The organism is Paraburkholderia unamae (assembly GCF_003096875.1).
Classification (GTDB): Bacteria; Pseudomonadota; Gammaproteobacteria; order Burkholderiales; family Burkholderiaceae; genus Paraburkholderia; species Paraburkholderia unamae.
This window is the reverse complement of sequence record NZ_QEOB01000036.1, coordinates 1-14,096: the sequence shown is the minus strand read 5'-3', so window position 1 is coordinate 14,096 and position 14,096 is coordinate 1. Positions and strand designations below refer to the sequence as shown.

12 protein-coding genes and 1 pseudogene are annotated in these 14,096 nt (G+C 64.7%); 6 read left to right on the top strand and 7 right to left on the bottom strand.

Annotated features, from left to right (window positions below; translation table 11 throughout):
* Window positions 1-16: 16 nt before the first annotated feature.
* Together C7402_RS41710 and C7402_RS41705 are read right to left on the bottom strand one after the other, a co-directional pair.
* Window positions 17-1,873 carry a nickel-dependent hydrogenase large subunit gene (locus tag C7402_RS41710; RefSeq protein ID WP_116614723.1) on the bottom strand — a complete coding sequence of 619 codons (1,857 nt, stop codon included), beginning with the start codon at window positions 1,871-1,873 and terminating at the stop codon, window positions 17-19.
* A 69-nt stretch (window positions 1,874-1,942) separates the two neighbouring features.
* The gene (locus tag C7402_RS41705; RefSeq protein ID WP_279635607.1) at window positions 1,943-3,067 is read right to left on the bottom strand and encodes a hydrogenase small subunit; all 1,125 of its coding nucleotides are present in this window, start codon (window positions 3,065-3,067) and stop codon (window positions 1,943-1,945) included.
* Window positions 3,068-3,531: 464 nt separating this feature from the next.
* Here C7402_RS41705 and C7402_RS41700 point away from each other — a divergent pair, with 464 nt between their 5' ends.
* Together C7402_RS41700 and C7402_RS41695 are read left to right on the top strand one after the other, a co-directional pair.
* Entirely contained in the window at window positions 3,532-4,596 is a 1,065-nt protein-coding gene (locus C7402_RS41700; protein WP_116614769.1) for a HoxN/HupN/NixA family nickel/cobalt transporter, read from the top strand.
* A gap of 50 nt (window positions 4,597-4,646) precedes the next feature.
* Window positions 4,647-6,254, top strand: coding sequence for a carbamoyltransferase C-terminal domain-containing protein (locus C7402_RS41695; protein ID WP_116614768.1), 1,608 nt, complete (start codon window positions 4,647-4,649; stop codon window positions 6,252-6,254).
* Window positions 6,255-6,289: 35 nt separating this feature from the next.
* Here C7402_RS41695 and C7402_RS41690 read toward each other — a convergent pair whose 3' ends face one another.
* The 3 genes from C7402_RS41690 to C7402_RS41680 form a co-directional block, all read right to left on the bottom strand.
* A complete protein-coding gene (locus tag C7402_RS41690) occupies window positions 6,290-7,153 on the bottom strand; it encodes an efflux RND transporter periplasmic adaptor subunit (RefSeq protein ID WP_112171498.1) in 864 nt (287 codons plus the stop codon).
* A gap of 17 nt (window positions 7,154-7,170) precedes the next feature.
* Entirely contained in the window at window positions 7,171-7,371 is a 201-nt protein-coding gene (locus C7402_RS41685; protein WP_112171497.1) for a DUF1656 domain-containing protein, read from the bottom strand.
* Between the two features lie 84 nt (window positions 7,372-7,455).
* Window positions 7,456-9,051 (bottom strand): efflux transporter outer membrane subunit, encoded by a 1,596-nt coding sequence (locus tag C7402_RS41680; protein WP_116614721.1) that lies wholly within the window; start codon window positions 9,049-9,051, stop codon window positions 7,456-7,458.
* 157 nt (window positions 9,052-9,208) lie between these two features.
* On the opposite strand from C7402_RS41680, the gene C7402_RS41675 reads away from it, so the two are divergent.
* Window positions 9,209-10,147 (top strand): LysR family transcriptional regulator, encoded by a 939-nt coding sequence (locus tag C7402_RS41675; RefSeq protein ID WP_116614720.1) that lies wholly within the window; start codon window positions 9,209-9,211, stop codon window positions 10,145-10,147.
* A gap of 19 nt (window positions 10,148-10,166) precedes the next feature.
* On the opposite strand, the gene C7402_RS41670 is transcribed toward C7402_RS41675, so the two are convergent.
* Together C7402_RS41670 and C7402_RS41665 are read right to left on the bottom strand one after the other, a co-directional pair.
* Window positions 10,167-10,625 (bottom strand): DUF3331 domain-containing protein, encoded by a 459-nt coding sequence (locus C7402_RS41670; RefSeq protein ID WP_116614719.1) that lies wholly within the window; start codon window positions 10,623-10,625, stop codon window positions 10,167-10,169.
* A gap of 104 nt (window positions 10,626-10,729) precedes the next feature.
* Entirely contained in the window at window positions 10,730-10,945 is a 216-nt protein-coding gene (locus tag C7402_RS41665) for a hypothetical protein (RefSeq protein ID WP_112171493.1), read from the bottom strand.
* A 901-nt stretch (window positions 10,946-11,846) separates the two neighbouring features.
* Here C7402_RS41665 and mqo point away from each other — a divergent pair.
* From mqo to C7402_RS47895, 3 genes and pseudogenes are all read left to right on the top strand, one after another.
* The gene (gene mqo, locus C7402_RS41660) at window positions 11,847-13,499 is read left to right on the top strand and encodes a malate dehydrogenase (quinone) (RefSeq protein ID WP_425273823.1); all 1,653 of its coding nucleotides are present in this window, start codon (window positions 11,847-11,849) and stop codon (window positions 13,497-13,499) included.
* 50 nt (window positions 13,500-13,549) lie between these two features.
* Window positions 13,550-13,852, top strand: a complete 303-nt coding sequence (locus C7402_RS41655; protein ID WP_112171491.1) for a DUF3579 domain-containing protein — start codon at window positions 13,550-13,552, stop codon at window positions 13,850-13,852.
* A 160-nt stretch (window positions 13,853-14,012) separates the two neighbouring features.
* A pseudogene (locus tag C7402_RS47895) lies at window positions 14,013-14,096 on the top strand (succinate dehydrogenase, cytochrome b556 subunit); the annotation flags it as partial.

Here is a 14,096-nt window from a genome sequence, read left to right as displayed (position 1 = left end):
TGGCGGCCTGGTGGAGTTAGCGCACGGTCACGGTGGTCATTTCCGCGCCGTCCTCGCTCATCACGTGCGTCGAGCACGCCATGCAAGGATCGAACGAATGCAGCGAGCGCAGGATCTCGACAGGCTGCTCGGGGTTCGCCATGGGCGTGTTCATGAGGCTCGCCTCGAACGCGCCGATCTGCCCTTTCGCGTCGCGCGGGCCGCCGTTCCAGGTGCTCGGCACGACGCACTGGTAATTCTCGATGCGGCCGTCCTTGATCCGGATCCAGTGACCGAGCGCGCCGCGCGGCGCGGCGACCGCGCCCACGCCCTTCGCTTCGGCGGGCCACGTCGAAGGGTCCCACTTGTCGACGTTCGCGGTCGAGGTGTCGCCGTTGCGGATGTTGTCGATGAGGCTTTGCCAGTCGTCCGCCATCATCTCGGCGCAATACTCCGCTTCCAGCGCGCGGGCGAGCGTGCGGCCGATGGTGGTCGGCAGCAGTTGCTTCGCGCCAAGCGAGGTTTCCGGCAAGCCGAGCAGCTTCGGCATGTCCTGGTTCACGGCCACCAGCGAGGCGTCGATCTGCTCCTTGATGCGCCCGCAATGCGTATTGCCCTGCTGCGCATGCGCGTAGCCGAGGATGTAGCGCGCCAACGGCCCGACTTCCATGGCGTGCCCGCGCCAGCGCGGCGACTTGACCCACGAGTATTTGGCGCTCTCGTCGATCGACTCGATGGCGGTGCGCGTGCCCTTGGTGTTGGGCCCGAGTTCGTAATGCGGCTCGGTGATGCCGTCCCACGGATGCAGCCCGCGGTCGTTGTCCGGGTATTGATACCAGGAGTGCGCCACGAACTCCTGCACCTGCTCGGGGTCGCGCGGATCGACCGGCAGGACCGTGTTCCAGTCGCCGTTGAGGATCGCGCCGCCCGGCATCTGGTTGGTGGACGGGTTGTAGTTGACGAGCGGATACGCGCCGTAGTCCATCACGTTGGTCGCGGCGAGGCCGCCGCCATGCAGCCAGCCGCGCGCCTTGTAGATCGTGCCGATGGCAAGCAGATCGGGCACATAGACGTTGCGGCAGAAGGTGATCGCTTCGTCGATGAGCGACTTGACGAAGTTCAGGCGCTCCATGTTGATCGGCGCACCGGCGGCCAGATCGCCGTCGATGTTGATCGCGCAAGGCACGCCGCCCACGAGATAGTTCGGGTGCGGATTCTTGCCGCCGAAGATCGTGTGGATCTTCACCCACTCCTTTTGCAGGTCGAGCGCTTCGAGGTAGTGCGTCACGGCCATCAGGTTCGCTTCCGGCGGCAGCACGTAGGCGGGATTGCCCCAGTAGCCGTTCATGAACGGCCCGAGCTGGCCGCTTTCGACGAACTTGCGCAGGCGCGTCTGCACGTCGCGGAAATAGCCCGGCGACGACATCGGATGCGCGGGCGAGATGCGTTGCTGCAATTCGGACGTGAGCTTGGGGTCGGCCTTCAGCGCCGAGACCACATCGACCCAGTCGAGCGCGTGCAGATGGTAGAAGTGCACCACGTGGTCATGCACCTGCAAGGTCTTCGCCATGATCTCGCGGATCAGGTGCGCGTTCGGCGGAATGCGGATGTCGAGCGCGTCCTCGACGGCGCGCACGGAAGCGAGCGCGTGACATCCCGTGCACACCCCGCAGATGCGCTCGACGAACGCCCACGCGTCGCGCGGGTCGCGGCCCTTGAGAATGACTTCGAGTCCGCGCCACATGGTGCCGGTGGAGACGGCGTTGCGGATCACGTTGTTCGAATCGACGTTGACCTCCACGCGCATGTGGCCTTCGATGCGCGTGACCGGATCGACGACGATGCGCCGCCCGCTGTTGTCGAGCTGGAACCCCTGGGTGGAAATGGCTGTCATGCTTGTTTTTTTCCTGTGCTGCTTCCTGTACTTGTGGGCGGCGCCCCGGCGCGGGGACGCTGGGTGCGGCTATCGGCCGTCGTGGTCCTGCTTCACGTCCTGCTTCAGGTCCCGCTTCACGTCGTGGTTCGCGTCGTGGTTCGACCGGGCGCGCTGGATCGCGGAAGCGGCCGCATGCGCCGCGGCGGCGGCGCCCACCACGACGGCCGCGGTGCCGCCGATCCTGTCGGCGTTCGCTTCGACGCCGAACTGGTTGATCTGGGTGAGCCGGTCGTAGAAGGAGCCCTTGTCCCAGAACCCGTCCTCGGAGCAGCCGATGCAGCCGTGGCCCGCCTGAATGGGGAAGCTCGTGCCGCCGTTCCAGCGCACGGTCGAGCAGGCGTTGTAGGTCGTCGGGCCCTTGCAGCCGACCTTGTAGAGGCAGTAGCCGCGCCGTGCCGCTTCGTCGTCCCACGACTCGACGAACTGGCCCGCGTCGAAATGCGGACGGCGGTAGCACTTGTCGTGAATGCGCTGGCTGTAGAACATCTTCGGGCGGCCCTGGCGGTCCAGCTCCGGCATGCGGTCGAAGGTGAGCATGTAGGTGATCACGCCCGTCATCACCTCGGCGATCGGCGGGCAGCCGGGCACCTTGATGATCGGCTTGTCGGTAATGACCTTGTGGATCGGCACCGCCTGCGTCGGGTTGGGCTTCGCCGCCTGCACGCAGCCCCACGACGCGCACGAGCCCCACGAAATCACGGCCTTCGCGTCCTTCGACACGCGGCGCAACTGATCGACGAACGGCTTGCCGCCGATGATGCAGCTCATGCCGTCCTGGTTCAGCGGCGGATTGCCTTCGACCGCGAGGATGTAGTTGCCGCGATACTTCGTCATCACTTCTTCGAGGATCGCCTCGGCCTGGTGCCCCGCGGAGGCCATCAACAGGTCGTCGTAGTCGAGCGAGATCATCGAGAGCACGACGTCTTTCGCCAGCGGGTGCGCCGAGCGGATGAACGACTCCGAGCAGCACGTGCATTCGAGCCCGTGCAGCCAGAGCACCGGCGTGCGCGGCCTGGTCTCCATCGCGTGTGCGATCTTCGGCATGAACGCGGGCCCGAGGCCGAGCGACGTCGCCGTCAGCGAGCAGAATTTGAGGAAGCTGCGGCGCGAGATCCCCTGGCGTCGCATGACTTCATAAAACGTTTCGATCACTGTGTGGTTCCTTGATGGCCTTCGGCCCTGCGACGCCGGCATACGGCGGCGTCTCCGGGCGCCCCCCTGTCGGCGTTTAGCGGTCTCAAAGATCAAGATTCGTGCCAACTGCGTGCACGGGTGCACCAAACCGGCGTCGGAGGTGCCGTTGATCTAGATCACAAAAGAAAAAATGCTTCCGCAGACGGTGTGTCACACGCCGGTCGCGACGCGGCGTTCAGGCCGCGCGGGTAGCTACGACGCAACCATTCGCGCGCCAAAGTGGCAACGTCGTGACCACTTGCGCCGTGCGCGCAATCCGTTGGCGGGCGGCAAGCGCGACCACGTATCGCGCTGAGAAACCCTTCTAATGGCGCTGGCCACAGGCATGGCCCGCAAGGTGGAACGGAGGTTGCTTGATCGAATGCCTTTCGCCGGTGCGCCGTTCACTCAAGACGGCCGGCGACCGATTCGAGCAAGACACGATGGATATTCCGTTGCCTCACCCCCCGCATCGCCCGCCGTCATTCCCGAAACGCTCCGCCACGCGCGCGAAAATTGGCGTCGTGCTGTCGATGCTTCTCGCGTGCAATCTCGCCGCGTGGTGCTGGGCCATCGCGATGTTCGGCTCGCGGCCCGCGCTGCTCGGCGCGTGCATGCTGGCCTACACGTTCGGCTTGCGTCACGCCGTGGACGCGGACCACATCGCCGCGATCGACAACGTCACGCGCAAGCTGATGCACGACGGCAAGCGGCCCGTGACGATCGGGCTGATGTTCTCGCTGGGGCACTCGACCATCGTGGTGCTCGCCTCGGCGGCGATCGCCGCGGCCGCGTTCGGCCTGCGCGAGCGGCTCGACGCCGTGCGCGACGTCGCGGGCACCATCGGCACCGCCGTTTCGACGATCTTTCTGTTCGCGATCGCGATTTCCAACCTGCTCACGCTGCGCGCCGTGATCCAGTCGTACCGTCGCGCGCGGCGCGGCGGCGCGCACGACGATGCCGCGCCGCATGCGCACGGCCTGCTCGCGCGCGTGCTGCGGCCGCTCACCCGCATCGTCACGAAAAGCTGGCACATGTATGTGCTCGGCGTGCTGTTTGGTCTGGGCTTCGACACCGCGACCGAGATCGGCGTGCTCGGCCTCTCCGCCGCGAGCGCGACGCATGACTTGCCGATCTGGTCGATCATGGTCTTTCCGGCGCTCTTCACGGCCGGCATGACGCTCATCGACACCGCCGACGGCATGCTGATGCTCGGCGTCTACGGCTGGGCGCTGCGCGACCCCGCCCGCAAGCACCGCTACAACGTCGGCGTCACGGCGCTCTCAGCAGCGCTTGCGCTGCTGATTGGCGGGATCGAGGGCATCGGATTGATTGGCGAGAAGTTCGCGCTGCGCGGATCGCTCTGGGACGGCGCAGGCGCGCTGGACGCGCACCTGGGCGCAGCCGGGTACGCCATCGTGGCCGTCTTCGCGGGTAGCTGGCTATTCGCCGCCACGGCTCAGCGTCAGCGCCAGCGCCGCAGGGCTCGCGCGGGCGCGCGGGTATGATCGCGGCTCGCCTCACACCGCCGCCCGAACCCTCGACGCAAGACCGCCTCATGTCAACCGCCTACCCCTCCCCGATATCGGACAACGACCGCGCCGGCGGCGTACTGGGCCTGCAACCGGGACCGGCCGCCGACGCCGGCGCGGCCTGGGTGATCAGCGCGCACGGCGAGCGCGCGGTGGCACACGCGAGTCAGGAGCGCCTTGACCGCATCAAGCATTCGAACGCCTACCCGAGCGACGCCATGGCCGCGTGCCGCAGCGCGCTCGGGCTGCCCGAACACGCCCGGCCCGCGCTCGTTGCGCGCGTCGCGGGCGGCGGCGCGACGTTTGCGCCGCCGCACTTCGGCAACGTCGCGCAACTCGACGTCGAACACGCGTTGTGCCATGCGGCGGCCGGATACTACTGCTCGCCGTTCGACGAAGCGGCCATTCTCGTCGTCGACGGCCATCGGCGCGATCAGGGCGCGCGCCACGCGTCGCAAAGCGTCTGGATCGCGCGCGGCGAGCGGATCGAGGAAGTGGCGCGCAGCACATCGTGCGGCATCGGCGCGCTCTACGAGGCCGTCACTCAGGCTATCGGCTTCGGCGCGCGCGAAACGGGCAAAACCATGGGCCTCGCGCCCTACGGCGACCCGGCGCGCGCGCCGGTGTTTCGAGGCCGCTTCGAAGGGCTCAATGTCGACTACAGCGACGATTGCGACGCACACGGCTCGCGTCTGTTCCACGCGCCGCCGCTGCCGGACGACGCCGCGCGCGCCGCGCTCGCTTATGCGGCGCAGCGCGAATGCGAGCGCGCCATGCTGCATCTCGCGCGAACGGTGCGCGCGATGACGGGCATGCGCCGCCTGTGCCTCGCGGGCAATGTGTCGCTCAACGGCCGCGCCAACGATCTCGTGTGGCGCGCAGCGGGATTCGACGCCGTGTTCGCCGGGCCGGCCGGCGCGGATTGCGGCACGTCGCTCGGCGCCGCGTTGTGGGGCTGGCACGGCGTGCTCGGCGAGCCGTTCCGGCCCGGCCCGTTCTCGCCCTATGGCGGCAGGCCATACGACCTCGCCAGCGTGGCGGCGGCGCTCGCGGCCATGCCGCCCCATCTGCGCTACCGCGAAACGCGCGGCACGCCTGCGCAACTCGCCGCGCAAGCGGCAAGACTGCTCGCGGCCGGGCGCTGCGTGGCGCTGCACGCCGGGCGCGGGGAGATAGGGCCGCGCGCCCTCGGCAATCGTTCGCTGTTGATGAGCCCCGAGCGCGCCAGCGCGCGCGAGCGCATGAACCTGGACGTGAAGCGCCGCGAAGCGTTCCGCCCGTTCGCACCCTGCGTGCCGGCCGAAGACGCCGCGCGCTATTTCGAACTCGACCTTCCGAGCCCCTACATGCTGCGCATCTGCGCGGTGAGGCCCGCATGGCGAGCGCGCCTTGCGGCCGTGACGCACGTGGACGGCACGGCGCGGCCACAGACGGTCTCGCAGCAGGACAACCCCGGCTTCCACGCGCTGCTGCGCGCGTTCGAGCGCGAAACGGGCATGGCGGTGCTCCTCAACACGTCGTTCAACGTGGCGGGCGAACCGCTCGTCGAATCTCCGGCCGACGCCCTGCGCGGCTTCGCGCAAAACGACATCGACGCCCTGTTGATCGGCGAGCGCCTGCTCGAAAAAATCTGAGCGGCGGCTGAATCCAGCCGCCGCTCAGCGCGCGCTTATTTTCCGGGCTTGATGACCACGGTGCAGGTGAGCCCGGCGGCCAGGTGCACGTTCTCGGGCACCTTGTCGATATGGATGCGCACCGGCACGCGCTGCGCCAGCCGCACCCAGTTGTAGGTCGGATTGACATCGGCGAGCAGTTCGCGGCTTTGCGGATTATCGCGGTCGTAAATGCCGCTGGAGATACTTTCGACATGACCTTCGAACCTGGCGCCGCTCATGAGCCGCATTTCGGCCTTCTCGCCGAGTTTCACGCCGGGCAGTTTGGTTTCCTCGAAATAGCCGTAAACCCAGAATGAATTGCTGTCGATCACGGCCAGCTTCGGCTGGCCAAGGATCGCGTAATCGCCCTTCCAGACTTGCAGGTTTGTCACATAACCATCCACCGGGGAAACCACGCGCGTACGTTCCAGGTTGAGCTTCGCCGCGTCGAGTTCGGCCACCGCCTGATCGTATTGCGCCTGCGCGCCATTGGCGGCGTGCGAGGCATTCTCGCGGTTTTCCGTGGAGACCACGAGGCTGTCCATGTCGGCGCGCCGCTTCGCGTCGTCGCGGCGCATCTGCAATTCGGCCTTGCGCGAAGCGACATTGGCCTGCGCCTGCTCGACCGCGATGCGGTAGTGCGACGGGTCGATCTGCATGAGCAGGTCGCCCTTGCGAACCCATTGATTGTCGCGCACGGGCAATTCCACCACGGCGCCTGACACGTCCGGCGCGATATTGACCACCTCGGCGCGCACGCGGCCGTCGCGCGTCCACGGCTCGTCCATGTAGTGGACCCACAAGGCGCGGCCGCTCGCAATGGCAACGGCAAAGATAATGGCCGTTGCAAAGAAGCCGATGATATTGCGCAATTTCATAATTCTTCGAATCGAGTTCAACGATAGACGACGAGACCCAGCGCGCAGCACACGACGACCAGCAGGCTCACCCGAAAGAGGGAGACGTGCCAGACGAACCGGTAAACGCCGATGCGGGCGAGCGCCGAATCGAGTATCCAGGTGAGCGCCGCGCCGAGAAAAAACAGCAGCACGGCGGTCGGAATGAGGGCTTCGAAAACTGCAATGTCACGAGGCATGAAAAACTCCGGCCGGACGGCAACGGTCCGGCTGAACGAACGCGTGGGCCGCGCACACAAACAGAAATTCGCGGATAGCCGGCATCAGCCACCGTGCGAAGTGGGGCGCGCCACCGGTGCCGCGGGCTGCGCGCCCCCATCGGGCAGCGGGGGGGCCAGCCATGCCGCGGGCATCGGCGGCAAGTCGCGCTTCTTTTTGCCGTGTGCGGGAAGCTGCTCCGCCTGCGTAGGATTGCTTGACGAATCGATGGCCCCACCGCCCAACGCGCCGACCAGCGCCGCGTGCGCGCTCAGGCGCTCGGCCTGAATGCGCACGAGACCCTGCTGCGAGGCCAGCAAGTCCTTCTGCGCGATCACGACGTTCACATAGTCGCGCAACCCGCGCCGATAGCTTTCAGTGGCCAGATCGAACGTGCGCTGGGCATTCGCCACCGAGCGATGGCTGTCCTCTTCCTGGGTCGCGAGCGAGCGCATGCGCACCACCTGATCGGCAATCTCCCTGAGCGCGGTCACGATGGTCTGGTTGTACTGATCCACGGCCACGTCGTAAATCGCCGACTGCGCGCCGAGTTGGCCGCGCAGACGCCCGCCGTCGAAAATCGGCAGCGAAACGGCGGGCCCGCCCGTGTAACTGCCGCTCATCGACTTCAGGAACTGAAACAGCGGGCCGGCGGCCGCGTAGCCGCCCATCGACACGAGCAGGTTGACGTTCGGATAGAAGTCGGCCCTGGCCACGTCGATGCCGCGCGCCTGCGCCGCCACGGTCCAGCGCGCCGCGACCACGTCGGGCCGATGCCCGATCAGTTCGGCCGGCAGCGCAGACGGCAGCCCCGCGGGCGCGGCAAGCGAGAGCGCCGGACGCTCGATCGACTCACCGGCGCCCGGCCCCTTGCCCGCAAGCGCGGCCAGGCGGTTCTTGCCAAGCGCAATGTCCTCTTCGACTGCATCGATCTGGCGTTCGTACTCCGGCAGCGGCGTTTCGGCCTCGCTCACTTCGAGCTGCGTGCCAAGCCCTCCCGTAAAGCGTCCCTTTGCGAGCGAAAGCAGCTTCTCCTGCTGCGCCAGCGTCTGTTTCGCGATGTCGAGCAACGCATAGTTCATCGAAAGATCGATATACGCGCGCGTGACATTGATTTCGAGTTCGAGCCGGGCGGCGCGTTCGTCGGCCGCGGTGGCGTGCGCCATGTCGAGCGCGCGCTCGGCGTTGTTGCGGTCCTGGCCCCACAGGTCGAGGTGATAGGAAAGACCGAGCGTCGCCGTGTTGTTCCAGGAATTGGAATCACCGAGCGCGCCCGGGCCGTAATAAATATTGTTGGACCAGTGCTGGCGCTGCACGGACATGTTGCCGTTGATCTGCGGGAGCAAGCCGGCGCGCGCCACGCCCACCATCGAGCGCGCCTCGCGCACGCGCGCCTGGGCGGCCGCGAGCGTCGGGTTATCCGCGATCGAGGCTTCGATCCAGGCATTGAGCTGCGCGTCGTTGTAGCTGCGCCACCAGTCGCTCGCGGGCCACTGGGCGTCGGTATTGGCGGCGCGAATGGCCGACCCCGCGTCCAGTTCCGATGCTTGCACATGCTTCGCTTGCGGCGCGATTCCCCCGGTACTGGCACAGCCCGCAATGATCAATGGGAACGCAAGAACCGTGAGCGCGGCGAGTCCTCTCGGTACCGGAGACTGCACAATTGACTCCTTCACTTGCCGTTAGTTTGCGACGCGCCATTGTATTTTTTGAACGGCATCGGAATAACCGACAATGCTAGAAGGCATTATTCACGATATAGGCGACAATTCTTTTTTTGAAGCGTGTAACAATCCCGGCGTCAAAAGAAGGATGAGCATGGATACGCTTCAAAACATGCGTGTATTCGTACGCGTGGTCGAGGCCGGCAGTTTCACCGGCGCCGCCCGGCGCCTGAATTCCACCACTGCGTGCGCGTCGCGAGCGGTATCGGATCTGGAAGCGCATCTGCGCACGCGCCTGCTGAACCGCACGACGCGCCGCATGGCGCTCACGGAAGCGGGCAAACGCTACCTGAATTCGTGCGAGCAGATCCTCGCCTACGTCGATCAGGCGGAAGTCGAAGCCACCGACACGCTCCCTCATCCGTCCGGCAAACTCAAGGTCCACGCGATAACGGGCTTTGGCCAGCATTACGTCGTGCCCGCCGTTGGCGCATTCCGGCGGCGCTATCCCGACGTGAGCGTGGAGCTGACACTCACGCAGCAAACGCCCGATCTGCTCGAAGAGGGGTATGACGTGGCGCTCGTTCTCGCAACCGCGCAGCCGGCTTCGGGCTACGTATCGCAGCACCTCGCCAGCACGTTCAGCATTGCGTGCGCGTCGCCGCGGTATCTCGAACAGCGCGGCGTGCCGCGCACGCCGGCCGACCTTGCCGCGCACACCTGCCTGCAACTCGTGACGCCCGAGGCCCCGCCCGCGCAGTGGCGCTTCAGCGGCCCCAGGGGCGAAGAGACGATCAACCTGAAACAGACGACGTTCCGCGTCAACGTTGCGGAGGCCCTGGCCGTCGCGTTGCGCGAAGGCATGGGTGTGGGCCTCCTGCCGATCTACACGGCAATGCGCGGGCTGCGCAGCGGCGAGCTCGCGTGGATATTGCCCGACTACACGTCACGCGCGCTGGGCGTCTACGCGATCCATCCTTCGCGCAGTTATCCCGACGCGAAGGTGCGGCTGTGGGTGGAGATGTTGCGCGAGCAACTTCCTTCGACACTCATGCAGAACGAGTCTGAATTGCGCCAGTTCTCGCGCCACTAGGATTGCACGGGGCAACGTTCTAGTCGATGCCCGACGAAACCTCGCACGATACCTGGCAAAGGCCGGCGTCAGCCTGTTCCAGCACGCCCGCCAGGATCACCTCTTCGCAATTCGCCGGACGCAGTCCGCGCGTGCAGGGCCGATACACGATATCGCCCCGCCTGACCCGCATGCCGCTCAAGATGCAATACGTCGAGCGCCGCGCGATGCCGCGCTTCCAGAGTTGCTCGCCATAGTGCCCCACGGTCGCGTCGCCCCAGCGAACCATGATGGAACACGCGGAAATGCGATCGACGATGGTGCAGTTGGCCAGATCGGCCGGCCGTCCTCCGGCGCGCGCCGGTGCGGCTCTTTTTGCGAGGCCCCGCCCATTATCGGGGCCGCTCACGGTGTACTTGCCTACGCCGGCATCCGGCGAAGAAATCCGGCCGAGCAGCGCAACGGTGCTTTTCCACACATGCTCATTCGAGTTGTCCAATTTTCACCTCCGAACCGTTCAGCAAAACGATCCAGATCAATGGGCGGGCCATACCATGCGCTTCCAGCACCGACTTGCTCGCAGCGATTCGCAGAAGCAAACGCTCAGCTACCGAAATAGATATTGCAGAACGACACCGGACCGACACAGTCGTCCTTTTTGTCTTCACGGCGATCGTGGTCAACACGGCCAAACTTGTGCGCCGCCGGCGCCGCTTCATTCTGCGTGGCGGTTTCGGTGGCGGCGGACGGCTGGGCATGGTTTCCCTGTGCATACGCAGCGGTGGCGAAAAGCGACATGGCGACCAAGAGACAAGGCATAACTTTCACGACTAAACTCCTCACGCGCAGCGTAACGTGCTGCTGTGCCGCGAACTATAGTTTGCCGCCCCGCCCTGATTAAGTGCTGGCAATGGAAGAGTTCCTTCCATGCGCCCCGCTGGCGAACTGCGCGAATTGCGCCTGCTCTCAAGGCAATCGTAATGCTGGAAATGGAAATGCTGTATTGACCGATTTCGTATTACCGACGTCTTCTTTTAATAGTCAGTGAATACGGCATCGATATATCGATTGACCGACCGCCCGGTAAAATAACGCCTTCCATTTCCACCCTTTCACTCGCCCTTCCACGCGGCTCGCCGCTGTCTGGATTCACCCCGGATTCTGGAACAGTCTGCTCCAGGCGGCCATATTGATCTTTTCCGCTGCCCCTTTCTTCGGCCGAGCGCCGGCTCGCGACCTTATTGACTGCGCCATCGCATATTCGCGCATCCGTTGCCAAACAGGCTTCCATTACGCGCCATTGCCTCGCAACGGCATAGCCCACGAGCACCGATTAGTCGTGAAATGGAATAAAAGAAATCTTGACACTCGCACATACTGAAGCGAAATCATCGGCAGAATGCGCATGCGAGGTTCGCTCGCGTCCTGCGTCAAGAATTCACACCCATCAAGCAAAGGTCCATTACCACACTGCGGCTATATGTAGCAGAAGTGAGCCCGTACCATTGCGTTCGTCTGGACAAGAAGGAAATCAATCATGGGTTCGCGATTTCCTTTTCAATTCACTGTCAACGAACTGAATTCCATTTTTGTCGTTCTTCATGACTGATCGCCACGAGCGAGCTCGACGGGATCGATCGACAAAAGGCCTGCGGGAAGAAACAGCTCACGCGGCCATTACGGCAAACCACTTCCGCATCAACCACAGCGGGTGAGAATCTTGGCACAAATGAATCGAGAAGCACTATCGGGACAGGAACATTCTGGCCGCTCGCTACCAGGATCCGGCAATGACCACGCCAGGGTCGATGTCCTCTTCATCGGCGGCGGCATCATGAGCGCGACGCTCGGCGTCCTGCTCCACGAACTCGAACCCCAGTGGTCGATGATGATGGCCGAGCGGCTCGACAGCGTCGCCGCGGAGAGTTCGAACGGCTGGAACAACGCGGGCACCGGGCACACCGCGCTCGCCGAACTCAACTACACGCCGCAAACGTCGAGCGGCGCCATCGACATCACGAAGGCCGTGCGCATCAACGAGGACTTTCAGGTCTCGCGGCAGTTCTGGGCCTGGGGTGTCAGCCGCGGAATACTGAAGCAGCCGCGCTCGTTCATCAACACGACGCCGCACATGAGTTTCGTCTGGGGCGACGAGAACACTCGTTTCCTGAAAAATCGCTACGCTGCCTTGCAGACCAATGCGCTTTTTCAGGGCATGAAATATTCGGAATCGCACGACGAGATCGCGCAGTGGGTTCCGCTCATGATGGAAGGCCGCGAGCCCCGCCAGAAGGTTGCCGCAACGTGGGCGCCGCAAGGCACCGACGTGAACTTCGGCGAAGTCACGCGTCAATACGTGCGCTACCTGAGCAGTCAGTCCAACTTCGATCTGCTTCTGAACAGCAACGTGCAGAAGATCTCGCGCAATGACGACGGCACGTGGCGCGTGACGCTGGAAGATACGCAGTCGCGCGTGCAGACCCGCCAGATCGACGCCCGCTTCGTTTTCGTGGGCGCAGGCGGCGGCTCCCTGCCGCTGTTGCAGGAATCCGGCATTCCCGAGGCGAAAGAGTACGGCGGCTTTCCGGTGGGCGGTTCGTTCCTCGTCGCGGACAGCAGCGAGATCACGGCCCGCCATTTCGCCAAGGCATACGGCAAGGCTTCTGTCGGTTCGCCGCCCATGTCGGTGCCGCACCTGGACACGCGCATTCTCGATGGCAAGAAGGCCATTCTGTTCGGACCGTTCGCCACGTTCTCGACCAAGTTCCTGAAAAACGGTTCGTACAGCGACCTGCTCGCCAGCACGAAGATCACCAACATCGTGCCGATGGTGCGCGTGGGGCTTTCCGAGTTCTCGCTGATCAAGTATCTGGCCGGTCAACTGACGCTCTCCGACGCCAACCGCCTCCAGGCATTGCAGGAATATCTTCCGCTTGCCCGCCAGGAAGACTGGCGACTCTGGCAAGCCGGTCAGCGCGTGCAGATCATCAAGCGCGACAAGACGAGGGGCGGCGTGCTCAAGCTTGGCACCGAAATCGTCTGCTCGCAGGACGGCAGCATTGCGGGCCTGCTCGGCGCCTCCCCCGGCGCATCGACGGCGGCGCCCATCATGCTGAACCTGCTGGAAAGGGCGTTTCAGAGCAAGTTCCGCACGTCCGCGTGGCAGGCGACGATCCGCAAGATCATTCCGGGTTTCGGCACGCAGCTTTCGTCGAATCCGGACAAGGCGCGCGAGTCGTTGAAAACGACGAGCGAAATCCTGCAACTGAGCTTGCCGGCGGACCGTGCCGCGACCGAGCCCGACATGCCCGAGGCCCGCGCTGTCTACGCGAATGCGAATGCGCGCGGCAGACGTGTCGAACTGGCGCACTGAACGCCTCCATTGAGGAGCCTCCCCTCTTCAGAGCCTGAACAGATTTGCATATGACCACCGCGAATCCCTCTGCATACGTCATTCAAGGTATCACCAGCAAGGGCAAGACATTCCGGCCCAGCGACTGGTCCGAGCGCCTGGCCGGCGCCTTGTCCTGCTTCGGGCCGCGGGCGCGCGGCGTCAGGCGGGAAAACCTGCACATCGGCTATTCGCCCTATGTGTGCCCGATGATTATCGGCAACCTGAAGTGTGTCGTGCTCGACGCCCGGATGCGCGAGGTCGCGCCCTACGCCTTCGACTTCGTGCTGAAGTTCGCCCGGGACAACGATCTCGTGGTGCAACGCAAGGGGTAGGCGACTCGCGCCGCGCTGCCGTGCCGGTTTGTCACGGCAGAGCGCGGCGCGCAGATGTTCCGGTCTTTCCGGCTTCTCAGAGAGACCGCATTAATCAGGTTGCTCCGCAGTCCTGACGTTTTCAACTTTGAAGTCGATTTTTCGCTGCAAGGGGTCTAGCATGGCAGAAGCCACAAAAAAACCGAGGCCGGAATACCGGAACATCGGGCTTGGGCAGATATTGTTCGCGTACCGCCTGCCTCTG

Excerpts from the sequence above, each read along its gene's own strand:
- C7402_RS41710 (WP_116614723.1), bottom strand. The coding sequence starts at position 1,873 with ATGACAGCCATTTCCACCCAGGGGTTCCAGCTCGACAACAGCGGGCGG.
- C7402_RS41700 (WP_116614769.1), top strand. The coding sequence starts at position 3,532 with ATGGATATTCCGTTGCCTCACCCCCCGCATCGCCCGCCGTCATTCCCG.
- C7402_RS41695 (WP_116614768.1), top strand. The coding sequence starts at position 4,647 with ATGTCAACCGCCTACCCCTCCCCGATATCGGACAACGACCGCGCCGGC.
- C7402_RS41690 (WP_112171498.1), bottom strand. The coding sequence starts at position 7,153 with ATGAAATTGCGCAATATCATCGGCTTCTTTGCAACGGCCATTATCTTT.
- C7402_RS41685 (WP_112171497.1), bottom strand. The coding sequence starts at position 7,371 with ATGCCTCGTGACATTGCAGTTTTCGAAGCCCTCATTCCGACCGCCGTG.
- C7402_RS41675 (WP_116614720.1), top strand. The coding sequence starts at position 9,209 with ATGGATACGCTTCAAAACATGCGTGTATTCGTACGCGTGGTCGAGGCC.
- C7402_RS41665 (WP_112171493.1), bottom strand. The coding sequence starts at position 10,945 with ATGCCTTGTCTCTTGGTCGCCATGTCGCTTTTCGCCACCGCTGCGTAT.
- C7402_RS41655 (WP_112171491.1), top strand. The coding sequence starts at position 13,550 with ATGACCACCGCGAATCCCTCTGCATACGTCATTCAAGGTATCACCAGC.